This window comes from Intestinirhabdus alba, assembly GCF_009711095.1.
GTDB lineage: Bacteria > Pseudomonadota > Gammaproteobacteria > Enterobacterales > Enterobacteriaceae > Intestinirhabdus > Intestinirhabdus alba.
The window spans coordinates 1-23,895 of sequence record NZ_WMJZ01000043.1; the positions used below are offsets into that span (position 1 = coordinate 1).

The 23,895-nt window shown below is 51.3% G+C and carries 21 protein-coding genes, 1 pseudogene, 1 CRISPR repeat array and 1 riboswitch; of the genes and pseudogenes, 7 read left to right on the forward strand and 15 right to left on the reverse strand.

What is annotated here, in order from left to right:
- The 4 genes from GJV78_RS24190 to GJV78_RS20215 all read left to right on the forward strand — a co-directional run.
- A partial coding sequence (locus GJV78_RS24190; RefSeq protein WP_155109981.1) for a DUF943 family protein occupies positions 1–126 on the forward strand: 126 nt, incomplete at its 5' end.
- An 812-nt stretch (positions 127–938) separates the two neighbouring features.
- Positions 939–2,210, forward strand: a complete 1,272-nt coding sequence (locus GJV78_RS20205; protein WP_155109982.1) for a nucleoside permease — start codon at positions 939–941, stop codon at positions 2,208–2,210.
- The gene (locus GJV78_RS20210; RefSeq protein WP_155109983.1) at positions 2,207–3,211 is read left to right on the forward strand and encodes an ADP-ribosylglycohydrolase family protein; all 1,005 of its coding nucleotides are present in this window, start codon (positions 2,207–2,209) and stop codon (positions 3,209–3,211) included. Before GJV78_RS20205 ends, GJV78_RS20210 begins: the two co-directional genes overlap by 4 nt.
- Positions 3,208–4,173: a PfkB family carbohydrate kinase gene (locus tag GJV78_RS20215; protein WP_155109984.1), complete on the forward strand. Its 966-nt coding sequence runs from the start codon at positions 3,208–3,210 to the stop codon at positions 4,171–4,173. The genes GJV78_RS20210 and GJV78_RS20215 overlap by 4 nt, the downstream gene beginning before the upstream one ends.
- Here GJV78_RS20215 and GJV78_RS20220 read toward each other — a convergent pair.
- The 5 genes from GJV78_RS20220 to GJV78_RS20240 form a co-directional block, all read right to left on the reverse strand.
- Positions 4,147–4,893: a GntR family transcriptional regulator gene (locus GJV78_RS20220; protein WP_155109985.1), complete on the reverse strand. Its 747-nt coding sequence runs from the start codon at positions 4,891–4,893 to the stop codon at positions 4,147–4,149. The two genes, GJV78_RS20215 and GJV78_RS20220, sit on opposite strands and share 27 nt — an antisense overlap.
- Positions 4,894–5,024: 131 nt before the next feature.
- Positions 5,025–5,825, reverse strand: a complete 801-nt coding sequence (thiD, locus tag GJV78_RS20225) for a bifunctional hydroxymethylpyrimidine kinase/phosphomethylpyrimidine kinase (RefSeq protein ID WP_155109986.1) — start codon at positions 5,823–5,825, stop codon at positions 5,025–5,027.
- Positions 5,822–6,598 (reverse strand): hydroxyethylthiazole kinase, encoded by a 777-nt coding sequence (gene thiM, locus GJV78_RS20230; RefSeq protein ID WP_155109987.1) that lies wholly within the window; start codon positions 6,596–6,598, stop codon positions 5,822–5,824. Before thiM ends, thiD begins: the two co-directional genes overlap by 4 nt.
- Before the next feature lie 37 nt (positions 6,599–6,635).
- Positions 6,636–6,732, reverse strand: a riboswitch (TPP riboswitch).
- Positions 6,733–7,077: 345 nt separating this feature from the next.
- Positions 7,078–9,048, reverse strand: coding sequence for an acyltransferase family protein (locus tag GJV78_RS20235; protein ID WP_167519676.1), 1,971 nt, complete (start codon positions 9,046–9,048; stop codon positions 7,078–7,080).
- Between the two features lie 246 nt (positions 9,049–9,294).
- Positions 9,295–10,056: a CRISPR direct-repeat array (repeat unit 29 nt; unit sequence CGGTTTATCCCCGCTCGCGCGGGGAACAG).
- A gap of 240 nt (positions 10,057–10,296) precedes the next feature.
- Positions 10,297–11,220 carry a LysR family transcriptional regulator gene (locus tag GJV78_RS20240; protein ID WP_155109989.1) on the reverse strand — a complete coding sequence of 308 codons (924 nt, stop codon included), beginning with the start codon at positions 11,218–11,220 and terminating at the stop codon, positions 10,297–10,299.
- Between the two features lie 278 nt (positions 11,221–11,498).
- Between GJV78_RS20240 and GJV78_RS20245 the strand changes: the two genes are divergently transcribed.
- The 3 genes from GJV78_RS20245 to GJV78_RS20255 all read left to right on the forward strand — a co-directional run bounded on the left by GJV78_RS20245 (position 11,499) and on the right by GJV78_RS20255 (position 15,356).
- A complete protein-coding gene (locus GJV78_RS20245; protein WP_155109990.1) occupies positions 11,499–13,304 on the forward strand; it encodes an adenine deaminase in 1,806 nt (601 codons plus the stop codon).
- A 2-nt stretch (positions 13,305–13,306) separates the two neighbouring features.
- Positions 13,307–14,650 (forward strand): NCS2 family permease, encoded by a 1,344-nt coding sequence (locus tag GJV78_RS20250; protein ID WP_155109991.1) that lies wholly within the window; start codon positions 13,307–13,309, stop codon positions 14,648–14,650.
- A 382-nt stretch (positions 14,651–15,032) separates the two neighbouring features.
- Positions 15,033–15,356, forward strand: a complete 324-nt coding sequence (locus GJV78_RS20255) for an RcnB family protein (protein WP_155109992.1) — start codon at positions 15,033–15,035, stop codon at positions 15,354–15,356.
- A gap of 435 nt (positions 15,357–15,791) precedes the next feature.
- On the opposite strand, the gene GJV78_RS20260 is transcribed toward GJV78_RS20255, so the two are convergent.
- From GJV78_RS20260 to GJV78_RS20305, 10 genes and pseudogenes are all read right to left on the reverse strand, one after another.
- Positions 15,792–16,550: a hypothetical protein gene (locus GJV78_RS20260; RefSeq protein WP_155109993.1), complete on the reverse strand. Its 759-nt coding sequence runs from the start codon at positions 16,548–16,550 to the stop codon at positions 15,792–15,794.
- Entirely contained in the window at positions 16,537–16,689 is a 153-nt protein-coding gene (locus GJV78_RS20265; protein WP_155109994.1) for a hypothetical protein, read from the reverse strand. Before GJV78_RS20265 ends, GJV78_RS20260 begins: the two co-directional genes overlap by 14 nt.
- Before the next feature lie 10 nt (positions 16,690–16,699).
- Positions 16,700–17,218, reverse strand: a complete 519-nt coding sequence (locus GJV78_RS20270) for a hypothetical protein (protein ID WP_155109995.1) — start codon at positions 17,216–17,218, stop codon at positions 16,700–16,702.
- Between the two features lie 34 nt (positions 17,219–17,252).
- On the reverse strand, positions 17,253–17,888 hold the full coding sequence (locus tag GJV78_RS20275) for a hypothetical protein (protein ID WP_155109996.1): 636 nt from the start codon (positions 17,886–17,888) through the stop codon (positions 17,253–17,255).
- Between the two features lie 174 nt (positions 17,889–18,062).
- On the reverse strand, positions 18,063–18,734 hold the full coding sequence (locus tag GJV78_RS23770) for a hypothetical protein (RefSeq protein WP_167519675.1): 672 nt from the start codon (positions 18,732–18,734) through the stop codon (positions 18,063–18,065).
- Positions 18,735–19,310: 576 nt separating this feature from the next.
- Complete coding sequence (locus tag GJV78_RS20285) at positions 19,311–19,961, reverse strand: hypothetical protein (protein ID WP_155109997.1); 651 nt, start codon at positions 19,959–19,961, stop codon at positions 19,311–19,313.
- A gap of 289 nt (positions 19,962–20,250) precedes the next feature.
- Positions 20,251–20,733 carry a hypothetical protein gene (locus GJV78_RS20290; RefSeq protein WP_155109998.1) on the reverse strand — a complete coding sequence of 161 codons (483 nt, stop codon included), beginning with the start codon at positions 20,731–20,733 and terminating at the stop codon, positions 20,251–20,253.
- A 310-nt stretch (positions 20,734–21,043) separates the two neighbouring features.
- Positions 21,044–21,535 (reverse strand): hypothetical protein, encoded by a 492-nt coding sequence (locus GJV78_RS20295; RefSeq protein ID WP_155109999.1) that lies wholly within the window; start codon positions 21,533–21,535, stop codon positions 21,044–21,046.
- Positions 21,536–23,668, reverse strand: a complete 2,133-nt coding sequence (locus GJV78_RS20300) for a M23 family metallopeptidase (protein WP_155110000.1) — start codon at positions 23,666–23,668, stop codon at positions 21,536–21,538.
- 14 nt (positions 23,669–23,682) lie between these two features.
- Positions 23,683–23,895 (reverse strand): annotated as a pseudogene (locus tag GJV78_RS20305) (hypothetical protein); the annotation flags it as partial.

Sequence of the window (23,895 nt, forward strand, 5' to 3'; positions counted from 1 at the left end):
AGAGGGACCGACCAGGACGCAGACCTGCTTTGCTTTGATGACATGTCCGCAGAGGCGCGATGTATCGAAAAAAAACCTCGCTTATGGATCAGGTTTAGCCAAAATACCGGCCTGTTTTATCGCTAGTTATGCTCCGTTTAAAAGAATTCTTCCCGGGAGCTTTTTTGCATAAAAATGGAGCGTTATCGCAGGTCAGGTAAACCAGCCAGATGGGCACTCATCTCCCCAGGCCCGCTCCTCTTATTGCACCAGTCTGGCACTATGCCAAAAGCAATAATTCAGGATTGTGAATATACCCGTCATACTTCAAGTTGCATGTGCGTTGGATTTATTCGGCCCTGGGGCCTCACCCTGAAGGGCCGCCGCCAGAGGCGTTCAAATCGGCTAAGCCGATTTGTCCTCGTTCACCCCAGTCACTTACTCCAGTAAGCTCCCGGGGATTAATGAGAGACATCCCTGTCTCTCACCAGAGGCAGCCTGTGGCTGTTCAAATTCGTTCCTGACGAATTTGTCACTGCGTCGCCGCGTGATTCGGCCTGTCGGCCTCACCCCTTCGGGGCCAGCCCTGGGGCTGTTCAAAACGCGCTGCGTTTTGTCCTGCAACTCGAATTATTTTGGGTATAGTTAAAATTGCGCATTAACTCACGTACACTATTTCCCGATTTCCGGACAGAACCTGGTCTCTTTATCCGGTTAGCGGCGGTGCGATAGTCTGCGAAGAATGAATTGTTTGCCCTGTCCCGCATCCGACGGTCAGCGACGGGGCCGAAAGCGCCCGGCGGATTTTCCCCGCCCGGGCATTTTTTCAGCCCGTCAGCTGGCTCGATTCACGAACGGAAAAGTGTTACCGGAGTCATACTTTCACCCTAAAGGTATTTTAAAGGTATTATTAAATGATACTGTCACGCCCTCATTTTCCTGTCCTGAAGAATTCAAAGATGAAAACTACAGTGAAACTGTCATTCATGATGTTCGTTGAGTGGTTTATCTGGGGAGCCTGGTTCGTTCCGCTCTGGCTGTGGCTCAGCAAGTCCGGCTTTACCGCCGGTGAAATCGGCTGGTCCTACGCCTGCAGCGCCATTGCCGCCATTCTTTCGCCGATTCTCGTCGGCTCGCTGACCGACCGCTTCTTCTCTGCGCAAAAGGTGCTGGCGGTGCTAATGTTCGTCGGCGCGGCGCTGATGTACTTCGCCGCCCAGCAGAGCACCTTCGCCGGATTCTTTCCCCTGCTGCTGGCCTACTCGCTGACCTATATGCCGACCATCGCGCTGACCAACAGCATCGCCTTCGCCAACGTGCCGGACGTGGAGCGCGACTTCCCGCGCATCCGGGTGATGGGCACCGTCGGCTGGATCGCCTCCGGCCTCGTCTGCGGCTTCCTGCCGCAAATGCTGGGCTATGACGATATTTCACCGACCAATATTCCGCTGCTGATTACCGCCGGCAGCTCGGTGCTGCTCGGGCTGTTCGCCTTCTTCCTGCCGGACACGCCGCCGAAGAGCACCGGCAAGCTGAGTTTCAAAGTGATGCTGGGGCTGGACGCGCTGATCCTGCTGCGCGACAAAAACTTTCTCGTCTTCTTCTTCTGCTCGTTTCTGTTCGCCATGCCGCTGGCCTTCTATTACATTTTCGCCAACGGCTACCTGACGGAAGTCGGCATGCATAACGCCACCGGCTGGATGACCCTCGGCCAGTTCTCCGAGATCTTCTTTATGCTGGCGCTGCCGTTCTTCACCCGTCGTTTCGGCATTAAGAAAGTGCTGCTGCTAGGGCTTATCACCGCGGCAATCCGCTATGCCTTCTTTATCTACGGCGGCGCGGAGGATTACTTCACCTACGGCCTGCTGTTCCTGGGCATTCTGCTGCACGGCGTCAGCTACGACTTCTACTACGTGACCGCCTATATCTACGTGGATAAAAAGGCACCGGCGCATATGCGCACCGCCGCCCAGGGGCTGATCACTCTCTGCTGCCAGGGCTTCGGCAGCCTGCTCGGCTACCGCCTCGGCGGCGTAATGATGGAAAAACTGTTTGCCTATCAGACGCCGGTCAACGGCCTCACCTTTAACTGGGCGGGCATGTGGGCGTTCGGCGCGGTGATGATTGCCGTTATCGCCGTCCTGTTTATGCTTTTCTTCCGCGAATCCGACAAAGAAATTCGCGCGATTAAGGTTCGCGACGCGCAGCTGACACAAGGGGAAGTAAATTGAAAACAGAACGTATTCTCGGTGCCCTGTACGGGCAGGCCTTAGGGGATGCCATGGGAATGCCCTCGGAGCTGTGGCCCAGGGCCAGGGTGAAGGCGCATTTCGGCTGGATTGACCGCTTTCTGCCGGGGCCGCCGGAGAACAGCGCCGCCTGCTACTTCAACCGCGCGGAATTTACCGATGACACCTCGATGGCCCTCTGCCTGGCCGACGCCCTGCTCGCCCGCGACGGGGAGATCGACCCGGAGCTGATCGGCCGGAATATTCTGGCATGGGCGCAGGACTTTGACGCCTTCAATAAAAACGTGCTTGGCCCGACGTCCAAAATCGCCCTGAACGCCATTCGCGACGGCAGGCCGCTGGCGGAGCTGGAAAACAACGGCGTTACCAACGGCGCGGCGATGCGCGTTTCCCCGCTCGGCTGCCTGCTGCCGCCGCGCGATCTGGACGCCTTTATCGATGCGGTCGCCCTGGCCTCCAGCCCGACCCACAAATCAGATCTGGCGGTGGCCGGAGCGGTCGTGGTGGCGTGGGCCATCTCCCGCGCCGTCGACGGCGCTGCCTGGTCGGCGATCGCCGATTCGCTGCCCGCCGTCGCCCGCCACGCCCAGCAAAAACGCATCACCACCTTCAGCGCCTCCCTCGCGGCGCGGCTGGAGATGGCCCTGCGGATCGTCCGCGAGGCCGACGGCGTGGAGTCGGCCAGCGAGCGGCTCTACCAGATTGTCGGCGCGGGCACCAGCACCATTGAGTCGGTGCCCTGCGCGATCGCCATGGTGGAGCTGGCCGATACCGACCCTAACCGCTGTGCGATCCTCTGCGCCAACCTCGGGGGCGACACCGACACCATCGGCGCGATGGCAACCGCCATCTGCGGCGCGCTGCGGGGCACAGGCGCTATCGATCCGGCGCTGAAGCAGGAGCTGGACGCGGTCAATCAGCTTGATTTCGCCCGCTACGCCGACGCGCTGGCGGCGTTTCGGCAGCGGCGGGAGGCGGCATGAACGCGGCCCGCCTGCGGACGCTGTTGCCCCAACTGGCGGCCCGCCGTCCGGTAACGGTTATCGGCGCGGCGGTGGTCGACGTCATTGCCCGTACCGGCGCGCTGCCCCGGCGCGGCTGCGACGTCGAGCTTAAGCAGCAGGAGGTCAGGGTCGGCGGCTGCGCGCTGAACATCGCGGTAACGCTGAAGCGGCTGGGCGTGGAGGCCCACAGCGCCCTGCCCCTGGGCCAGGGCGCGTGGTCTGACATTATCCGCAGCCGCATGGCGAAAGAGGGGCTGCGCAGCCTTATCGACGACGCCGAAGGCGACAACGGCTGGTGCCTGGCGCTGGTGGAGCCGGACGGCGAGCGCACTTTTCTCTCCTTCAGCGGCGTGGAGAACCAGTGGCGCGCCGGATGGCTGGCGCGGCTGCCCGCCCCGGCCGACGGCCTGATTTATCTGTCGGGCTATCAACTGGCTTCGGCCAGCGGCGAACGGCTGGCGCAGTGGCTGGAAGAGGCCTGCCCGGCGACGGCGCTCATCGACTTCGGTCCGCGCATCGGCGAGATTTCCGGGGCGCTAATGGCAAGGATCATGGCCTGTCGTCCGCTGGTCTCCCTGAATCGCCAGGAGGCGGAGCTTGCCGCCGAACGCTTTGGGCTCCCTCGCGAAATAAACGCGCTGGGCGCGGAGTGGACCAGGCGGTTTAACGCCCCGCTGGTGGTGCGGCAGGACAGGGACGGCGCGTGGTACTTCAGCCCGCAGGGCAGCGGCCGGGTGCCCGCCTTTGCCACCGAGGTGGTGGACACGATTGGCGCGGGCGACAGCCACGCCGGCGGCGTGCTGGCCGGGCTGGCATCGGGCTGGTCGCTGGCGGACGCCGTGCTGCTGGGCAACGCGGTAGCCGCCTGGGTGGTGGGACATCGCGGCGGCGACTGCGCCCCGCTGCGCGACGAGCTACTCCTCACACACAAAGACGTATAGATCGCTGCGGCAGTGGCTGATGCTGTACTCCACGGGCCGCTGCTGCGAGTCGAGCGCCACCTGGCGGATCACCAGCACCGGCACATGGCTGTCTGTCTGAATATGGCCCTGAAATTCGGCGTCCGGCATCCGGGCGCTGACCCACGAGCGGGTGCGCTGGGGAGAGATATTGTGGCTGCGGAAGTAGTCGTACAGCGAAATGCCGATGGCGTCGGCGTCGGGGATCAGGTCAACCGGCACCCAGGACTCCTCCAGGGAGACGGCCTCTCCATCCACATAGCGAATGCGCTTAAGCTGGTACACCTTGCTGCCTGCGCTCAGCGCCAGCTGCGACGCCGCCTCTTCCGGACACGCGACTATCCGCTTGCTGACCCAGCGGGTATCCGGCTTTTTACCACCCAGCAGCACCTGCTGCGAGAAGCCGCGCGCCTCCTTCAGTGAATATTCAAAAACGTTGTTGATCTGCGTCCCGTAGCCCCTGGCGCGGGTCACTACGCCCTCTTTTTCCAGCGTCTGCATCGCCTTACGCACCGTAATGCGCGACACGCCGGTCTGCTGGCTGAGTTCGCGCTCGCCGGGCAGAATATTGCCCTGCGCAAGGATGCCGCTGCGCACGGCCTCTTTGACCGTTTCGGCGAATTTAACGTACAGCGGCGCGTTGTCCGCCGCTGAAATGCGTTCATTAAGCCGCGCGATGAGCCGGGTATGCGCTTGTTCCATGACTCTTTTCCTGGCAATCAGTTGTTCGCCAGTATATACGCAAAATCGTGGAGGATGCAGCGCGACGGCGAGCGAACGCCTGACGGCCGTACCGTCGCCGCCCGGCAGGCCACGCTAAGGCGCTCCGCGCGCTACCACCAGGCGTGAAAGTGATGCACCGGGCCGTTCCCCTGCCCCACCTCCAGCGAATCCGCCCGGGCCAGCGCCGCCGACAGCCAGCTTTTCGCCTCCTGCACCGTTTGCGCCCAGTCGTCGTGCCGCGGGCGCAGCGCCGCCAGCGCCGCCGACAGCGTGCAGCCGGTGCCGTGGGTATTTTTGGTCTGTATCCGGGGCGCGGTAAAACGCCGCTCGCCGTCGCGGTCGATCAGCCAGTCCGGACTTTGGCTGTCTTCCAGATGGCCCCCCTTCATCAGCACCGCGCCGCAGCCCATCGCCAGCAGCGCCCGCCCCTGCTCCAGCATCTCTTTTTCGGTGCGGGCGTGGGGTGCCTCCAGCAGCGCCGCGGCCTCCGGCAGGTTCGGGGTAATGATGGATACCAGCGGCAGCAGGCGGGTGCGCAGGGTTGACACCGCCGAAGGGGAAAGCAGCGGATCGCCGCTTTTGGCGAGCATAACCGTGTCCAGCACCACGTTCTGCACCCGGTAGCGCTGCAGGCGTTCCGCCACCGCTTCAACGATATCGGTTTCTGCCAGCATACCGATTTTCGTCGTGTCGATGCGCACGTCGCCGAGCACGGAATCCAGCTGAGCGGCGACAAAGTCAGGTTCAACGCGGTACACCGACTGCACGCCGCGGGTGTTTTGCGCCACCAGGGCGGTAATGACCGAACAGCCGTAGGCCCCCAGCGCGGAGAAGGTCTTCAGATCGGCCTGAATACCCGCCCCGCCGCTGGGATCGGTGCCGGCGATGGTTAACGCATTGATTCGTTTCATGAACTTTCCTCCTCATGCAGCGCGTACAGCGCGTCAAGAAAAGCGGGGACGAAGCTGCCCGGCCCCTGCGCGCGTCGGGCGGCCGTCGCCCCGGCCCGCTTCATCCAGCCGCAGGCGGCGGCGACATTGTTCAGCGTATCGCCCGGCAGGGCGCAGCTGGCAGCCACGACCGCCGACAGTGCACAGCCGGTGCCCACGACCCGGGTCATCAGGCGATCGCCGCCGGTCACCTCTACGGTGCGCTCGCCGTCGGTAACGTAGTCCACCTCCCCGGTAACCGCCACGATGCATCCCACCTGACGCGCCAGCGCCTGCGCGGCGGGCAGCGCCGAGGCGACGCTGTCGGCGGAGTCCACCCCGCGCCCGCCTGCGCGTGTTCCGGCAAGCGCCAGGATTTCAGAGGCGTTGCCGCGCACGGCGGCGGGTTTTAACGAAAGAAGCTGCTGACAAAAGCGGCTGCGAAAGGCCAGCGCCCCGACGGCGACCGGATCGAGGGTCCAGGGCTTTCCGGCGGCGGCGGCGCGTTCAACGGCCCGGCGCATCGCCTGCGCCCGGGAAGCGGTCAGGGTGCCGACATTAATTAACAGCGCATCGGCTGCGGCGGCAAATTGTTCCGCCTCCTCGGCTTCAATCACCATTGCCGGCGAGGCACCGAGCGCCAGCAGCACGTTGGCGGTAAAGGTCTGCACCACGTCGTTGGTCATGCAGTGGGTGAGCGGAGAGCGGGCGCGAAAAGCGCATAAGGCGTGTAAATCGGGCAGGTCAGGCTGCATGGTATCGCTCCTGCCAGACGACGAAGAAGCGAGTACCGCGACAGGTCTCTGACTTCCCTACGCTGGCATTATCCAGATCAGGTGGTACGGGTCTTTCTCAGCCTTCGCAAGGAAGGGCACCCCGAGTCATTGAGGGATTCACTATCCCGGCAGCAGGTTACGGGAAGTCAGCGGACGACGCAAGCCGCTGCGGCACTTCCTCGCCGATGTGGGATGACGATGGGAAGTTCCCGTTCTGTTTGTTCAGGATCGCCCTGATTTAACACGCACAGTATTCAGAATAAATCACGTAACGGTATGCTCCACGATAAAGCAATAAAGTTGGCCTGTGCCAAAAATGGGGTAAGGTCAACAAGCCGGTAGCGCGAGAAAATAATGCGGGTATGCTGATGGCGGAATGCGCTGTAACCGGCATCCGGAGTGTCTGCCGGATGCCGCGGTTAAATGGGTGGCCTCTCTATTGGTGGCCAGTGTTTAGTTTATTGTAACTTGAAGGGATTCCCTATCTTTTCAAGATACTCCTGGCCTAACATCCTCGTTGCATAATCATTAAGATGTCCAACATCGCGATATAAAGGGATTCCATTAATTTCTGCTTTGCAGACTCCATTCGGGCATTGCACATCTTTTGGATCAATAATTACCAGAGATGGATATTTGTCCTTAAGGTTTGAGAAAAGCTGCTCAACCCATGCAACTCTCGCAGGTCTGGAGTCTTGATTACAATCATTATGGACATATTTCCCCCTGGTTTTAAAGTGTTCATAAAAACAGGTTAAATAGTTATCAGGCATAGGCTGCATTGTATTAATTAAAACAGGCGTTGCTCCCGACTCAATTATCAACCTGATGCCTTTTTCAGTTGATACTCCAATTTCCTTAATAGAATTATCAGGTGTAGACTTTTCATCTAACTTACTTCTGACGCTGAAGTTCGCATAGTTAGGCCAAACCTGCGCAATGATGACATAATCATATTTTTTCGACTTTATCTGTTTATAATACTGCTCAACATTATCATGGCAAGTCTTGTAATAATAGCCTTCTTTTAAATAGAGATCCGCATGATAAACCTCAGGCGTGGCCAGACATAATGAAGTTGCTTTCATATCCACTAAGATATGAGCATCTTTACCCATTATATCGAAGAAGTTCCAGTATTGGTTGGCGTGCGAGTCGCCCATTAATAATGCTTTCTTATGAGAACTGGCATATCCCACGGTACACTCTACGTTAGTTCCCGTAACATTGGTATTCATACAACGCTGACGCTGTTTTAAATTTGCGCTTTCCAGCGTATGGTTAATCCGGTAAAGTTCGCTTCCAAAGCGGATATAACTGAACTCATCGAATCGCTTACTTATTGATGTAAATACAATAATGAATAAGAGCGGGGCAATAATTAAAAGCGCTATAGTTTTCAATAAGCCATAGCGAGGCTTTCTAAGTGGCGTTTCGATTAGATGGTAGCATCCAAGAGCCAGAACCACACTTACGGCTATTCCACCTGAACGCCAAATCAGACCGTTATATCCAATATAATGCAGTACAGCAAAAACCGGCCAATGAAACAAATATAATGAATATGAAGTTTTGCCAATATATACCAAAGGAGGCGTTGATAAAACCCGATTAACGAGAGATTTATGATCAGTGCCGGTGATGATCAAAGCGGCTGTGAATACCGCTACCGCAAGTGTATACCCGTTCGGGTAGCCGTCGATGACTCCGTTCTGTACTGCAATATATACAATCCCACCTAATGAGAAAAGAGACAACAGATTCTTTATTATCAGTTTGAGTGATTGAAGCTTAGGCATGAACAGACATGCGGACACACCGATTAAGAATTCAAATAAACGACTCGCAAAGAAATAATATGTTTTTGTCGGTTGTGCCGTTGTGTAATGAAAAGTGATAGATAATGCTATTAATGTTAAAACAGGAGCACATAACATTATACTTCTGTTACTAACCTTTTTCTGCAATAAATAATATGCTAATGGAAAAATAAGATACCATTGCCACTCAACGGATAATGACCACGTATGTAGAAGTAACATTGAGTCTGCATCAGGTGCTGCATAGGCACTTGTTTCTTTACCAAAATATCGATTTGAAACAATTAAAAATGTCTGTTTAACGCTCTTAAGAAACGGCGCATAATCAGCTGGCAGGTAAAATATACTGGCCAATACGAAGGCAAAGAGAATCATCGTTACCATTGCTGGTAATAATCTCCATACCCGGCGAAGATAGAATTGTGTAAAACTGAATGCTTTCTGTTCAATACCGTTTTTTATGATATTCGCTATAAGAAAACCGGATATGACAAAGAAGACATCAACCCCAATAAAGCCTGCGGGAAAAACAGATAACCCCGCATGAAAAACAATCACTAACATTACTGCTATAGCCCTGAGGCCGTCAATATCATTCCGATACTTCATCCCTAATCCCATAGACCCAAATAAAATAGACAGACAATTAAGACGTCATTTTACATGAATATAGCTATAGTTAACTCATAATTTTTAAGGAATTAACACTTTACCGCTATGATCTGAAAAGTCCTTCAGGAAGCTGTGCTTAATCATCATCTTTTGAAAATTTTATCAGTCAGGAACCGCACGAACATTCCATTATTTCGTTCGGTTCTGTAGGTGACTCACGAACTAAATTGCACCGGTGCGGAACGGTTTATCCCCGCTTGCGCGGGGAACAGAGCGCCTGCCGTGCCGGCAATACGGGAAAGCACGGTTTATCCCTGCTCACGCGGGGAACAGACTCAGTATATCCGCCGCGATGAGGAGACCATCGGTTTATCCCCGCTCGCGCGGGGAAGAGCGGGTACAAAGTGCCGTTCTCGGTCTGGTAAACGGTTTATCCCCGCTCGCGCGGGGAACAGGGACGCCTCGCCAACCGCCCGCAAAGCGGCCGACGGTTTATCCCCGCTCGCGCGGGGAACAGTAATAGTCGCCTTTCTTCATTCTGTTAATCCGCGGTTTATCCCCGCTCGCGCGGGGAACAGCCGCACTATCAGAAACAGCTCGCACTGCCTGACGGTTTATCCCCGCTCGCGCGGGGAACAGCTGAATGTGATGTGTGGTGACTGTAACGTAGCCGGTTTATCCCCGCTCGCGCGGGGAACAGGGCGATGAACTCCGGGTAGTCCGGGTGCTCGTCGGTTTATCCCCGCTCGCGCGGGGAACAGTATCGCCCTCGTAAAACGAAGTTCGAGATAACCGGTTTATCCCCGCTCGCGCGGGGAACAGCTATGGGTTTGAGTGAAGAGGATGCTGCTTTTCGGTTTATCCCCGCTCGCGCGGGGAACAGGTGTTTCAGGTTATTGAATTTATCCTGACAGGCGGTTTATCCCCGCTCGCGCGGGGAACAGGGGTTCATGTGCGGCTCACCGCCGCTGCTCAACGGTTTATCCCCGCTCGCGCGGGGAACAGACTAAAAATATCTTCTTGTTTCTAAAACGGTTTTTCAGGGCAAAACATTCTACCAACTTTTTTATAACTTATTCATTTTATTAAAGAGCGGTAACGCTTTGATTTTAAATGGCAGAAAGAAATTTTCCGTTATCCCTCTCGCATTCTACCAACGCCGATCCGCTCCCGGTCCCTGGCTCCGACGCTGTTTACGCCATCATTTCACCGCTACGAAAATCTCCAATGCCTCAGAAAGCATCCCTAACGCCTGGCTTGCCGCAGTGAATTAAGCAGCAACGAAAAGCACGCCTCAATCAGCGGCGGCAGGGGCTGCGGGCCGCGCATCAGAGCCACGGTGCGCGTCAGCGCAGGCTGCTGGAGCTGGGCCACCTTCAGGCAGGGATCCTGCAGATGAGTGGTATACAGCTCGGGCAGAATCGCCACCGCTAACCGGGAGCGCACCAGGCCGTACAAAGTTTCAATATAATCAACCTGATAACGCGCGCTTAGAGTCAGATGATGGCTTTCCGCCAGCGCGCCGACCAGCCGCTGTATATTTCCCTTTGAGAATACCGCAATATCCCGGCCGACCAGCTGCTTCCACGGCAGGTGCGGCTGCCCGGCCAGCGGATCGTCGCCGTGCAGCACCGCAACAAAAGGATCGTCCCGCAGAGAAAAAACCTGCAGCGCGGTGGGCAGTGAACTGTCAATGGCTCCAATTGCAAAATCCAGCTGCCCGGCCTGCAGCTCCCGACACAGCGCATCGTTGGTGCGATCGTGAAACTCAACCCGCAGGCGCGGAAAGGCCTGTGCCAGAGTCTGCGGCAGCAGCGGAAACAGCAGCGAGCTCACCGACGGCACCAGCCCGATGCGCACCGTACCGTCGCCGCCCGCCGTCACAATCTGCTGCATATCCTGAAACGCCAGCTGCGCCACGCTCAGCACCCGCCGGGCATGGGGCAATATCGCCGCGCCGAGTTCGGTAAGCGTCACCGCCGAGGCGGTTCGATTAATCAACTTGCCGCCTAAAACCGTCTCGATTTGCCGCAGCGCACTGCTTAACGCCGGCTGGCTGATAGCCAGCAGCCTGGCGGTATCGGTGAAGTGCCGCTGTTCGGCCAGGGTCACAAAATACTGAATCTGCTTAAGTGAGAGCGCAGGCAGGCGCTGCCAGGGTTCGATCATAATATCCTTCGCTAATTCTCTGCTTCAGGCCGCGGGCGCTCCGGCGCTGTGCGTCTGTCCGGGCAGATGGTGAAGACTACGCGCTATCCCGTCTTGCCAGGGCTGCTCTTCGGCGGGCCAAGGTCGGTCTGTGCGCTCTGCCCTGTTCACTGCCGGGAGCCGCCAGGAACGACGGTTATCCAGAATAACCCGAGGTTATTGGACAATAAATTTATTCATCTGGGCAAACGTTTGCTCTGCCCCTAGAGTATGCGCATTATCCTTGTGCCGGAGTTGTTATGTCCAGCAGTGCTGAAACCCGCCGCCGCGCCGTTCAGGCCGCCCGCGGTGAAATCCCTTTCGATCTGTTATTAACCGACGCGCAGGTTGTCGATATGGCAACCGGCGAGCTTCGTGAAGCCGACGTCGGCATCGTCGGCGATATTATTGCCAGCGTGCACCCGCGCGGCAGCCGGACGGACGCTGGCGAACGGCGCAGCCTGGCAGGCTGCTTTTTATCGCCGGGGCTGATGGATACCCACGTTCATCTTGAAAGCTCGCACCTGCCGCCGGAGCGCTACGCGGAGATCGTGCTGACACAGGGCACCACCGCCCTGTTCTGGGACCCCCACGAGCTGGCGAACGTGCTGGGAGTGGAGGGCGTCCGCTACGCCATCGACGCCAGCCGGCACCTGCCGCTACAGGTGATGGTCGCCGCACCGTCCAGCGTTCCCTCAACACCGGGGCTGGAGATGTCCGGCGCTGATTTTGCCGGTGCCGAAATGGACACAATGCTGACGTGGCCGGAGGTGCGCGGCGTGGCGGAGGTAATGGATATGCATGGGGTGCTGCACGGCAGCGAGCGAATGCAGGAGATCGTTCAGGCCGGGCTGAACAGCGGTAAGCTGATTGAGGGTCACGCCAGAGGGCTGAGCGGTGCGGACCTGCAGGCCTATCTCGCTGCGGGCGTCACGTCAGACCACGAGCTTACCTCGGGGGAAGATGCGCTGGAAAAATTGCGCGCCGGGCTGACCATCGAAATTCGCGGTTCGCATCCCTATCTGCTGCCGGAGATCGTAAAAGCGCTGAAAACGCTGCCCCATCTCTCCTCGCAAATTACCGTCTGCACCGACGACGTTCCGCCGGACATGCTGCTGGAAAAAGGCGGTATCATCGCCCTGCTCAACCAGCTGATCGAGCACGGCCTGTCGGCGATCGACGCGCTGCGCTTCGCCACACTCAACGCGGCGATCCGCCTGCAGCGCAACGATCTGGGGCTGATTGCCGCCGGACGCCGGGCGGATCTGGTCGTCTTTGATTCCCTGGAAAAACTGCAGGCGCTGGAGGTCTATGTCGCCGGGAAGCCGATCGCCCGCCACGGCGTGCTGCTGCAGCCCATTCCGCCAGCCACGGGCGTCACGCCACCGCGCGATACCCTTCGGCTGGCATCGCTCAGCGCCGATGACTTTTACCTCCGCGTCGGCGGTATCCGCCACGGCGTCGCTCGCCTGCGGCACATTCGCGGCGCGCGCTTTACCCGGTGGGGCGAAGTTGACGTCGCGATCCGCGACGGCAGAGTTATCATCCCGGAGGGCTTCAGCCTGATTTGGGTCAAACATCGCCACGGCCGCCATCAGGCCACACCGCAGATGGCGCTGCTGGAGGGCTGGGGCGAGCTGCGCGGTGCCATCGCCACCAGCTACTCCCACGATTCGCATAACCTGGTGGTGCTGGGCCGCGACGCCGGAGAGATGGCGCTGGCGGCGAACCAGCTGATCGCCTCCGGCGGCGGCATGGCGCTGGCCCAGCAGGGCGAAATTCTGGCCCACGTGGCGATGCCGATCGCCGGGATGCTCTCCGATCTGCCCGCGCCGGAGCTGGCCCGCCAGTTCCGCCAGCTCCGCGACCTGAGCGCCAGGGTCGCCGACTGGGAGCCGCCGTACCGGGTTTTCAAGGCGATTGAAGGCACCTGCCTCGCCTGTAACGCCGGGCCGCACTTAACCGATTTGGGCCTGACCGACGGCAGCACGCGCCGGATAGTCGACCCGCTGATAGCGTGCCGGGAAATTCCGGAACCATACAACAATGAACAACAGGGAGCCTGAGCATGGCTGACAATACACTTCATTCAACAACGCAGGGAAGCTGGCTTGAGCGTCGCTTTGCCCTGTACTCCCGCGGCAGCACTCTGCGCACCGAATGCCTGGCGGGGATCACCGGCTTTCTTGCCGCCGCCTATTTGCTGGTCGTCATCCCTGGCCTGCTGGCCACGGGAGGGATGGACAAAGGCGCGGCCACCACCGGCACCATTCTGGTGTTCGTTGGCGGAACCCTGCTGATGGCCTTTTACGCTAACCTGCCGTTTATCGTCGGCCCCGGCATCGGCGGTTCGGTGCTGGTCGGCGTCACCCTCGCAGGGAGCGAAGGCATCGGCTGGCCGGTAGGCCTCGGCATCGCCTGCTGGTCGGGCATTCTCTTTTTCCTGCTGACCAAGTTTGGCCTGCGCGAGGTGGTTACCCGTTCAGTGCCGCAGTCGATTAAGCTCGGGCTTACCGCCTCTATCGGCCTGTTTGTTGCAGTGCTTGGCTTCCGGAACGCCGGTCTGGTGCTGGCTAACGTTAAAACCAACGCGCTGATGCTCGGCGATTTTCTCTCTCCCGGCGCGCTGGTGGCCCTCTGCGGGCTGTTCCTGGCCATTGCGCTGCAGGCGAGAAAGATCCCCGGCGCGATTCTGTGGGCGATCCTCTTTGCGACCCTCATCGGCATCCCGATGGGCGTAACCAAACTGCCGGGCAGCTTTATCGATATGCCCCACTCCCTGTCGCCGGTTTTTGCGCAGATCGATATGCTCGGCGCGCTGAATATCGCTTTCCTGCCGTTTCTGTTCGTCTTCTTTGCTTCGGAATTCTTCTCCACGATGGGCACCACCCTGGCGGTAGGCGGCGAGGCGGGTCTGCTGGACGAAAAGGGCAATATGCCGAATATCAACCATCCGTTTATGGTTGACTCCATTGCCGCCGCCGTTGGCCCGTGGCTGGGTATTCCGGCGGCGACCGCGCTTATTGAATCTTCCGCGGCGGCGGAGGCCGGAGGAAAAACCGGGCTGACCGCGCTGTCGGCGGCGGTGATGTTTCTGCTGATGCTGCTGTTTACGCCGGTAGCGCTGATGATCCCGAAAGAGGCAACCGCCCCGGCGCTGATCCTGATCGGCCTGAATATGTTCAGCGGCCTGCGCAAAGTCGATCTGGCGAATTTCACCGACGGGCTGCCGGTGCTGATGATGGTCATGGTCACCCTGATTGCCAACAGCTTCGGCACGGGTATCGCCGGCGGGCTGCTGTTTTATATTGTGATCAAGGCGATTGCCGGAAAATGGAGAGAGATCCCCATTGGCCTGTGGGTACTTGCCGTTCCGCTGGTGTATTACTTCGCCACGCTCGTGAAGCACTGAAGCCAGTGGGCGATGCGGCATGAAGCGGCCGTAGCGCCCGGCAGGACGCTTTTACCTGCCCCTGTAAACCGGGGCTGCGCCGGCTTCTGAGGGTAGTCCTGATGGGTGTAACAAAATAGGCTGTTTCCCTTGGCCGGGCGTGGCATCGATGCTCACGAACGGTTAAGGGACACAGCGCTTCAGTTGCGGCCCGTATCCGCTCTGGCTGCGCCAGTCGCCTCCGGGCCGCAGAATAATCTTAAATCCGGCGCTGGCCGTCGAAATTCCCACCTCCTTCGCCGTTTGCTTACACTTTTCTCCGGGCCGGGACTTGCCTTTGCCCTGACGCTTCAGGAATCATACGAGGCTGCAATTTTGTGTCCAGGTTAACAACGAGGATAGTATGCGTAAAACAAAGATGATGCTTCTGGGCGTACTGCTGACCTGCGCCAGCGGCGCGTGGGCGGCAACGACCACCGACGACGCGCTGCAGAAATATGAGCTTGATGGCGTAACTTCAGATTTCAGGCAGTTTCACGTCGGTGATACCGTGCCGCCGCTCTACCTCACGCCGGAATACAATATTAAGCAGTGGCAGCAGCGCAATCTTCCCGCACCGGACGCCGGGACCCGCTGGACCTATATGGGCGGCAGCTATGTATTGATTACCGAAGCCGAAGGGAAAATCCTTAAAATCTATGACGGCGAAATTTTCTATCATCGCTAAACGCGGACGGCCATCCTTTTTTGCCTGACCGCGCCTTCCCGCCGCCTGTCCGGACGGCGGCCTTTCCGGTTTCGCGCTTTCAGCCTCTGGCGGAATATATACCCTAAATAATTCGAGTTGCAGGACAAAACGCAGCGCGTTTTGAATAGCCCCAGGGCTGGCCCCGAAGGGCTGAGGCCGACAGGCCGAATCACGCGGCGACGCAGCGACAAATTCGTCAGGAACGAATTTGAACAGCCGCAGGCTGCCTCTGGTGAGAGACAGGGATGTCTCTCATTAATCCCCGGGAGCTTACTGGAGTAAGTGACTGGGGTGAGCGAGGACAAATCAGCTAAGCTGATTTGAACGCCGCTGGCGGCGGCCCTTCAGGGTGAGGCCCCAGGGCCGAATAAAGCCAACGCACATGCAACTTGAAGTATGACGGGTATAAATTGCTTATTGATCCAATAGTTGACCTTTTAACTCTTTAAGAGTTGCTTCACCAGTGAAAAGTTTTTTACATTTATTTTCGATAATGGAGTCAGCTTTGTCCTGAAAAACAACCTTTTTTCTGCTCTTTATATTCCAGACTCCCGGAAAAGATGATGGAGAGCAATCCAGAAATGACGGAGAGATGTATTCTCCATTTGAAGATATTTTTCCAATATAGAAATCATCTAAGTCAACATAAAATGAATCCCCTTCCTCATCTGAAAATTCATCCCAAAAACCTTTTCCGGAAAAAATATTCTTATTGCCGTTAAAGTAAGAGACTACCGTCTGGTATAAACTGGCCTGAGCATCTGTTACAATAAGAGACATGAGTATCTTCTTATTAAAATTAACATCTATGACAACGCCAGGAAGATCTTCAGGGTATGGAATATCATATAACTTCACTGAACCATAGTTACATGCCAGGAGTTCTTTTATTTTAATATACTGATTGCCCGGATAAATTAACAACCCCGTGTCGTCACTTGTCAAAGATATAATCCCCGTACCGGTAGACGGGGGTTTACTCCAATTTTTAATATTGCAAAATATACTCTGCCCTGACATTCCTTTCCTCACTTCGAGCGTTCCTTTTGCTTCTTTGCTTAAATTAATTTCATATCCTCCCACACTAACTGTAGTATGATACATAGCTTCAGAGGTTTTTATCAGACAGAAGTTAAAAAGTAAGATTAATAAAAAACGGTTAAATTTTATCATTTGTTATCTCCTTAGCTTTTTGGGTGGCTTTTTTTCTTTGCTCTATTCCATTTTTTGCCCCATTGATTGCCGAGGTAACTTCTTCTATGACTTTATCATCGCCATTTTTCCCCGATACATTCGTATCTATTATTTTCAACGTACCTTTCTTAATTAAAACTGAGTTTATTGGTAACCCATTCCGGGTATTTTCCCAGACATTCTTTCTGACTAATTTCATTCATATACAAACGGTAAACCAGGCCATTTTTTGATATATACAGGATAACCAGCGCAGGGATATTATCTTTGTCACTAGTCTTTGTCACATCACTATAGAACAGGAGATCAGAAAGTTTATTATTTTTACCAAGATAAGTAATGATATCTGTTGTTTCATCATTTTTCATAGTCATAATCGACAACATATCAAATTCCAACAAGCTCTTTTTTAAAATATAAGCCTTTCCTTCTACCGTAGCTCTGTTATCTCCAGGAGAAAAGTCTATTGTTTCATTGTCAAATGCCATCAAAATATAGGATTCCTTTCTATTATTATCTTCAGCTTTCTTCGGTAGTATATCTGCAAAAAAATCCTCTGATGTTTTAGCACAAAAATAAAAGCTATAATCTCCGGCATATAAAATTGATGAGCATAAGGATATAAATAATAAAAAGATCAATCGCATAATACTCCTTGTTTAATCATCAATTAATTTAAAATCATCTTAAGCCTATACTCATGCTTTCCACTGATTTTAAGAAATAAAATGTTAGTCTGTCCTCTTCATCTTTTACATCTGTCGTTATATTGTTTTTGCCACATAAAGCATAATCCTCCCTCACCAGACAAAAGTACAGTTCCTTTATTATTCCTTTATACTCACGATATTCAGGAAGAATGTTTTCACTGACAACGGCAAAACCTCTGGCGTTGGGAGAGACTATATTATAAAGTTTAATGGGCTTGTACGGTATTTTAAGATAGGGGGAGGAGATTTCCGATCTTTTATTTTTTAACTTTACCCATATATTTTTCCCTCTGGAATAAGAAATCCTCTCTTCAAGCCCAGGAATAATACCACTCTCATAAACATTTCTGTCTGTCAAACAGACCAGATTATCAAGTAATAGTTGACCCTTAGCTTTTTCATTTCCCATAGAGAAGGAGTATTTCTTATACTCTACACTGGCGCATTCACTTGTTTCCACCGAATTATATGAGTATGGCTCTATTTTTTCGATAAAAAAGTTTTTTGGTTCAAATCCATAAGGAATTTTTATTTCAGGGCTAATTTTTGCTTCAGAAACAGAAACACCTAAAAAGACAAAGAGTGTAAAGATTATACATTTTCTCATATTTATCTCCTTAGCTCCATCAGCTCAGGCAATCAAGACTATATTCACCCTTTTTATTTGAAAGTTTCATCTCTGTTAACACTACCAAAGCACCCTCATAGACACAACATCTTTCAATGAAACCATTTAATAAGCGGGTCTTTTTCATATGATGAATAAATCATAATCAACACTCTATTCCTTATTGATAAATAATGGGTTGGCAATCCCCATTTCGACGCTCTCCAGCGATTTTAAAATATATGGTGTCAGATCAATATTTTTACCATTAATATTTACACCTGCATCTCCTGATCCACATAATGCATCTTGTCCATTAATTAAACAAAAACTAATGATTTTTTTTATTTCTTTATTTTTATACACCTCCCTGTCATAATCCGTAATATTATAATTAACAACAGCATAGCCTCTCAGCCCTCCTGAAATAATATTATAAAGTTTTATCTGTTTATATGGCGCAGTGTTAAAAGAAAAACTCATGTCCGCTTTTCTACTTTTTTTCTTTACCCATAGAGAGTTACTTTCCGAATAAACAACTTGTTCAGGAAGACCTATGTTATATCCAATATCATAAACACTACCACTAAAAAGACAAGAGAGATTATGTTTAGGGAAATAATCAATAATTTTTTCACCACTGCTCATATCAGTATAATAAAAAAAATCCTTATATTTTATTTCATTGCAACCACTGGATTCCACAGTATTATATGAGTTAGGATTAATAGTTTTTATTATATATTCACTATTATTAAAATCATCCGGAATATTAGTATCAGGTAAAATTTTCGCATTTACAGAAATGCCAAGTAAAAGAGCAGACAAATAATATAAATTTTTCATTAACTCCCCCTTAGTTCTGTTTCAGGTTTATCAAAAACAAAGTTCCCTTGTCTATCCGGAAATTTCATTTCCGTTAGTAGAATAAATCAATATCCCTTTCCGATCGCTGGTTAATGATATAAGTCCTGTACCGGGATAAAAATTTTTGTTCCAGTTATTGATTATGCATACATATTTTTCACCCGCAGAATTCATCACTTCAAAGTGAATTTGTTCCTTTTCATTTAACTTTATAGTATATCCGTTAATATATAGTATCTTTTTCTATACTTGTTGCACATACAGCAGCAAACGAATAAAAAATCAATAATTAATTTTTGCCACTAAGAGCCCCCTTTCTTGTAGACTGCCTTTCCTGGTGCTACCAGCAAATTCGCTATAACTCCGGCCTGTCAGAAATCTTCATTTATGTAATATTTTGTTTACCCTTATATTGTCTCTATTACTTGACACTCAAGGCCATACTTATAATCAATATATTTTACAATATCATTGAACAACAGGTAAAAACAGCGCTACTGGTATAAAATTGTATTGAGCCATTTTATGCAAAATATATCTTAGACATGGTGCATGTTAATTTAATTTAACGCAAGAAATATCCGTATTGGCCGGTCTGTATTTTTTTAACTCCATAATTAAACCTCCTTCACTAAGGTCGCTCTTCAAAAAATCTGGAGCTATATCGATATAACAGAAATCTTCATTTTTCTTGTTAAAGAAATAATACTCATCTATTTCATAATCAAAATCATTGGCGTTCTGAGCTTCCATATAACTTACCGTAAATATAAACCAAATTACGTTATCCAAATTTAACAGATGCATATCCTTTACCCCAAGGCAAGGTGAATACGCATCTGATTGTTTATTTTCTATTAATGCAAATCCAGCCCCTTCTCTCATCAACAAGACATTACATTTTTGAAAACGTCCCAGACTATGATCTTTATAGGCGGTACTGTATACATATGGAATAGCATATAGCCCCGCCTCCTTCAGTATATTGCTTTTATATACATAGTAAGATCCAGGCCCATTCTCCTTATCTTCCCCTTCATAATTATACTTTATATAATCAAGTGCATAAGGTTTGTGCTCTCTGGATACAGATTCTAGTATTTTCTGTTCAGCCCTACTCAAAAGGCCAGAGTCAACCACTTTAATATGAGAGAATGCCGAAGCTGTGACGAAATAGACAAAAAACCATAGAAAATTATTAATCATTTTCAGCTTGCCTCGTGTAGTTAACTCTGACATTAGCCGTTATTTAGTATATATACGCTATTATCTTTTTAAGAACTATATTTTACCCTTATAATAACCTGAGGACAGTTGAATATAATCAACCCTAAAATAATAGTTTTTTCATGTCATCAGGCGTATGTTTTTCATTTTATTATCTGTGCCAAAAAGTATTTTTCGTGCTCTTTCCCTGCGCCGCGGAGCTGTACTACCCCAGCAGCAAGCACTCCTGAGAATGAAAAATACGCTATTTCAATCTAAAAATTTAAGTTTATTCATACCGACTAAACTCCCAGCTTTTATCTTTTTTACATTTTTCATAGAATTCGTCATTACTCATATCAACACTCCCTTGTACATTTTCTATTGCTCCTGTTTTCAAATTCAGATAATATCCACCACCAGAGCCTATATAAGCAACATTCTTTTCTGCCAAATAATTAACACCAAAAATTCCTTTACTGAACCCATATGTTTTGGTTACATCAGTTTGTAAAAAAATCAGTATAGCATTTGAATCTTGTGGGTTACTTTCGTTAAATTTCTTAGGATGCCCCCATAAAATTATTTTACGTCCATCACAACTTACTTTATAACCATCGATATTGATATCCAGAGGATAGGTCTTATAACCATCACTTTTTGTGACAATTAATTTACCATCTCCTTCTAACTTAAAGCTTACCGCTGCAGAACCGAAGGGCATAGCTATATTCAAGATGAATAATATATTACAAAAAAAATAGTTTCGCATAATATTTGACTCAATCAACTTTATCCATGAAGATTTTTGCTATTCTGACCGTATGCTGCCATCGCTCTTTAGCTTTATTATAACCTCCATTTATAGCATAAGCAATTTCCCGCGAGTGAGTGAGAGTTATATTGTTTTCTTTAATAGCTTTATTAATACTTAAATATAATGACAGTTTTTGCGTATCATCAGGCCTATGTTTTTATTCTATCATCTGTGCAAAAAACGTACTCTTCATAATCTTTCCCTGGCACCTAGGTGCTCAAACCTGCATCTTAAAGTTTAGGTGTAAATTTTTTGCTAATAACCATTAATTGATTTCAAACGAAAGATATATATCCTTATACTCTTTAAAAAATGAAGAACTTCCTCTCCCCGTAAAAACAAAGAAAGTATTGACTGGTAAATCCACCTCCGCCTGAAAACACTCATCGATATGATAACCCGCTTCATCTTTATATCTGCATGAGACAATTGCACTTTTTCCAGTAAAATTTGATCTTATATTTAAATCAGCTAAGACAGGGATTCCATCATTAACAGCTTCCCATTTCCCATCCTCATTTATTATAAAGTAATTCTCTTTTTCATTTTCTTCATCTGATTTATATTTACATACTGTAAGATAACTGGAATCATCTTCAGCATATTTACTCAGGCGTATACAGTTGTCTTCATGTTCAACAAACCATTTATAGGGGACGCTCAGACTCCCTTCTTTAAAGGAGATTATTTTACGACTTTCGTCGCTATAACTATAATTAGTATAAAATACAAAAAATATAAAAATAATAAACTTCATTTAATCATCTCCTAAAATAGAATATACACCTCGCGTTGAGTTAAATCTACGTAAAAAAGACGCCTCATCCCATCTATTTATTATCTTACTAACAGCTCTCGAATCTCTGTTTGATAATCCATTATCTGCTTTTCTCAAAACGCCATTTTTTATAGCAAATTGCCCACCTGAATCAATACAATTATAGGGTATTAAGGATACTTTTTGTGGATTATTGATTACAGGAACTCTTAACTCTGTAGGATTTGTCCACCACCTGCTATCATAATCCGAACGATGCAACCATCCTCTATAAGTCCAATATTCGGTATAATTTGCCAACCCGGTCAACTGCTTAAAACCTCGCCCACGGAACTTCATTCCATCACCAACGTGCGAATAATTTTTATTAATCAACCTCCGTTGAGGTGAAGTTAACACTGGTCTGTTATGAGAATCCCTTCCAATTACTACAGATAAAGGTATGTTCTGTGAATTTCGCAAGTCACTCTTGATTACATTTCCTAAGTTGTTGCCAGTGCGTTCATAATTATGAAAATAACCATATATATCTTCAGGATCAGCATAATAGCCTTCAGTTTCTTCAGCAAATGATGGATGCTCCGGATGACGGCTAAACGATACCGTACCCTCAACCATAAGCTTCAAACTTTGTGATTCAACCGCTCCTTGCCCCAAAAAATGCGAAGCTCGCAATGGAATATTTATACCATATTTCAGCAATATGATATTTAAAGAAGTACGATATTTCTCTCTAATACTTTCAGAAGTATCGGGATAAATACGACTTAAACTCAGCTTATCTATCCACCCACACCTCCTGAAGTGCTCAATAAACCTGCGTGGCTCAAAATGCCATACCCGGCCGGACGGCAGCGGGTTCTCCGCCAGACAGAGCGCTTTCCCGTGTTCGGTAAACAGCTTCCAGTCACACTCCTGCATCGGCTCAGCCAGCACCTCATTCGGCGACTTCAGCCATGCAAACCGCGACTCCACCGTCTCTTTATCCCACTCCAGCGGAAAGTGGCAAATCATCCGGCTGGTATCTCCACCCGCCGGACCAAATACGGTCGGGGAGTTGCACTGGCTGTTGTGGTCTTTGTCATCATCCACCAGACGCCAGCCCGTCCAGTGGGGAAAATCACCGTCGCTGTAAACCCGGATATCCCTCGCCCCCAGATTAACCATCCCTTTGCCCTCCGGCGTGTTGATCGTCCGCCATAAAGGCGCATCTGCCGGCGATAAGGTTTCATGTTCCGTATTCACCACCCGACCAAAGCGCAGCATTTCATAGCCGGCGCTCGGGCTGGACGGATAGAGCTTCAGCGCGGTGGCATACAGGTTGTATTCATACTCCTTCCCGTCTTCATCCACCAGCGGCTCCCCGACAGCCTCATACTGCTCCGTCAGCACAGGATTTTGTCGCCGCGTCACCATCGTGCACTGCCCCCGGTGAAAGCGCATGGTGACATACAGCGGCTCGCCCGTCGGCTTCATGGGGCCGTTAACGGCCAGAGAGTTATCCTCCGGCATACTTTCGTAAACGGGCGTGCCTGCCGGCAGATAAAAGTGAATATCACCGTAGACCACGTCCGTACGCCCGTCTTTACTGAGATCCAGCTCCGGCGTAACCCTGCCGGTAATTTTCTCTATATTGGCGTCATCACAGAATATCTGAAAATGCATCTCATTTTTGCCATCCACCATTCCCACCGTGCCGAGCGGATCTTTACGGTAAACTCTTTTTCCCGCTTCAATACCGGCGCTGAGGCTTTTTAAATGCATATACAGCGAATAGTAAACGATCCTGCCGCCGTCACCGCTGCCGATCTCCGTTTCATGCTTCAGCAGAACGTACCCGTAGTCCGTTTTGCCGTTATAGTTAAGCGGAAAAACATCTCTTTTATCCTGATCCGGCCTGCGCAGGGAGATAATTTTGCCATCCGCAATACACCTCACCCGTTCCGGCTTACTTCCGTGGTCCGTATGGGGAATATGGATACCGCCATGCCATGACCGCTGGCGATTTACCGGAAAGCCTCTTTCTGCATTGCCCGGCATCATCCGCGTCACCCAGTCGCCGTCCATCTCATTATCATTGCGCGCTCTCAGAAAAGGTGGGCTGATTATCATAGTTTGCGTCCCTGTTAAGAAAAGCTAAATTTGGCTGCCGCGTCGTTATCCGTATCGCTGTCCATCTCCGGACGGGCGGTATCACCGGAGTCGGCGATAATAACGGCCACCGTCGGCATCTCCTGCGGATCGCTATAACGTTGTAAACGGCCGTAGTATCCCGCTTTTGTCAGGTACTCCCCCAGCGTCGCCGACTCGATTTTATTGGCGTCCAGCGTGATGTAGCT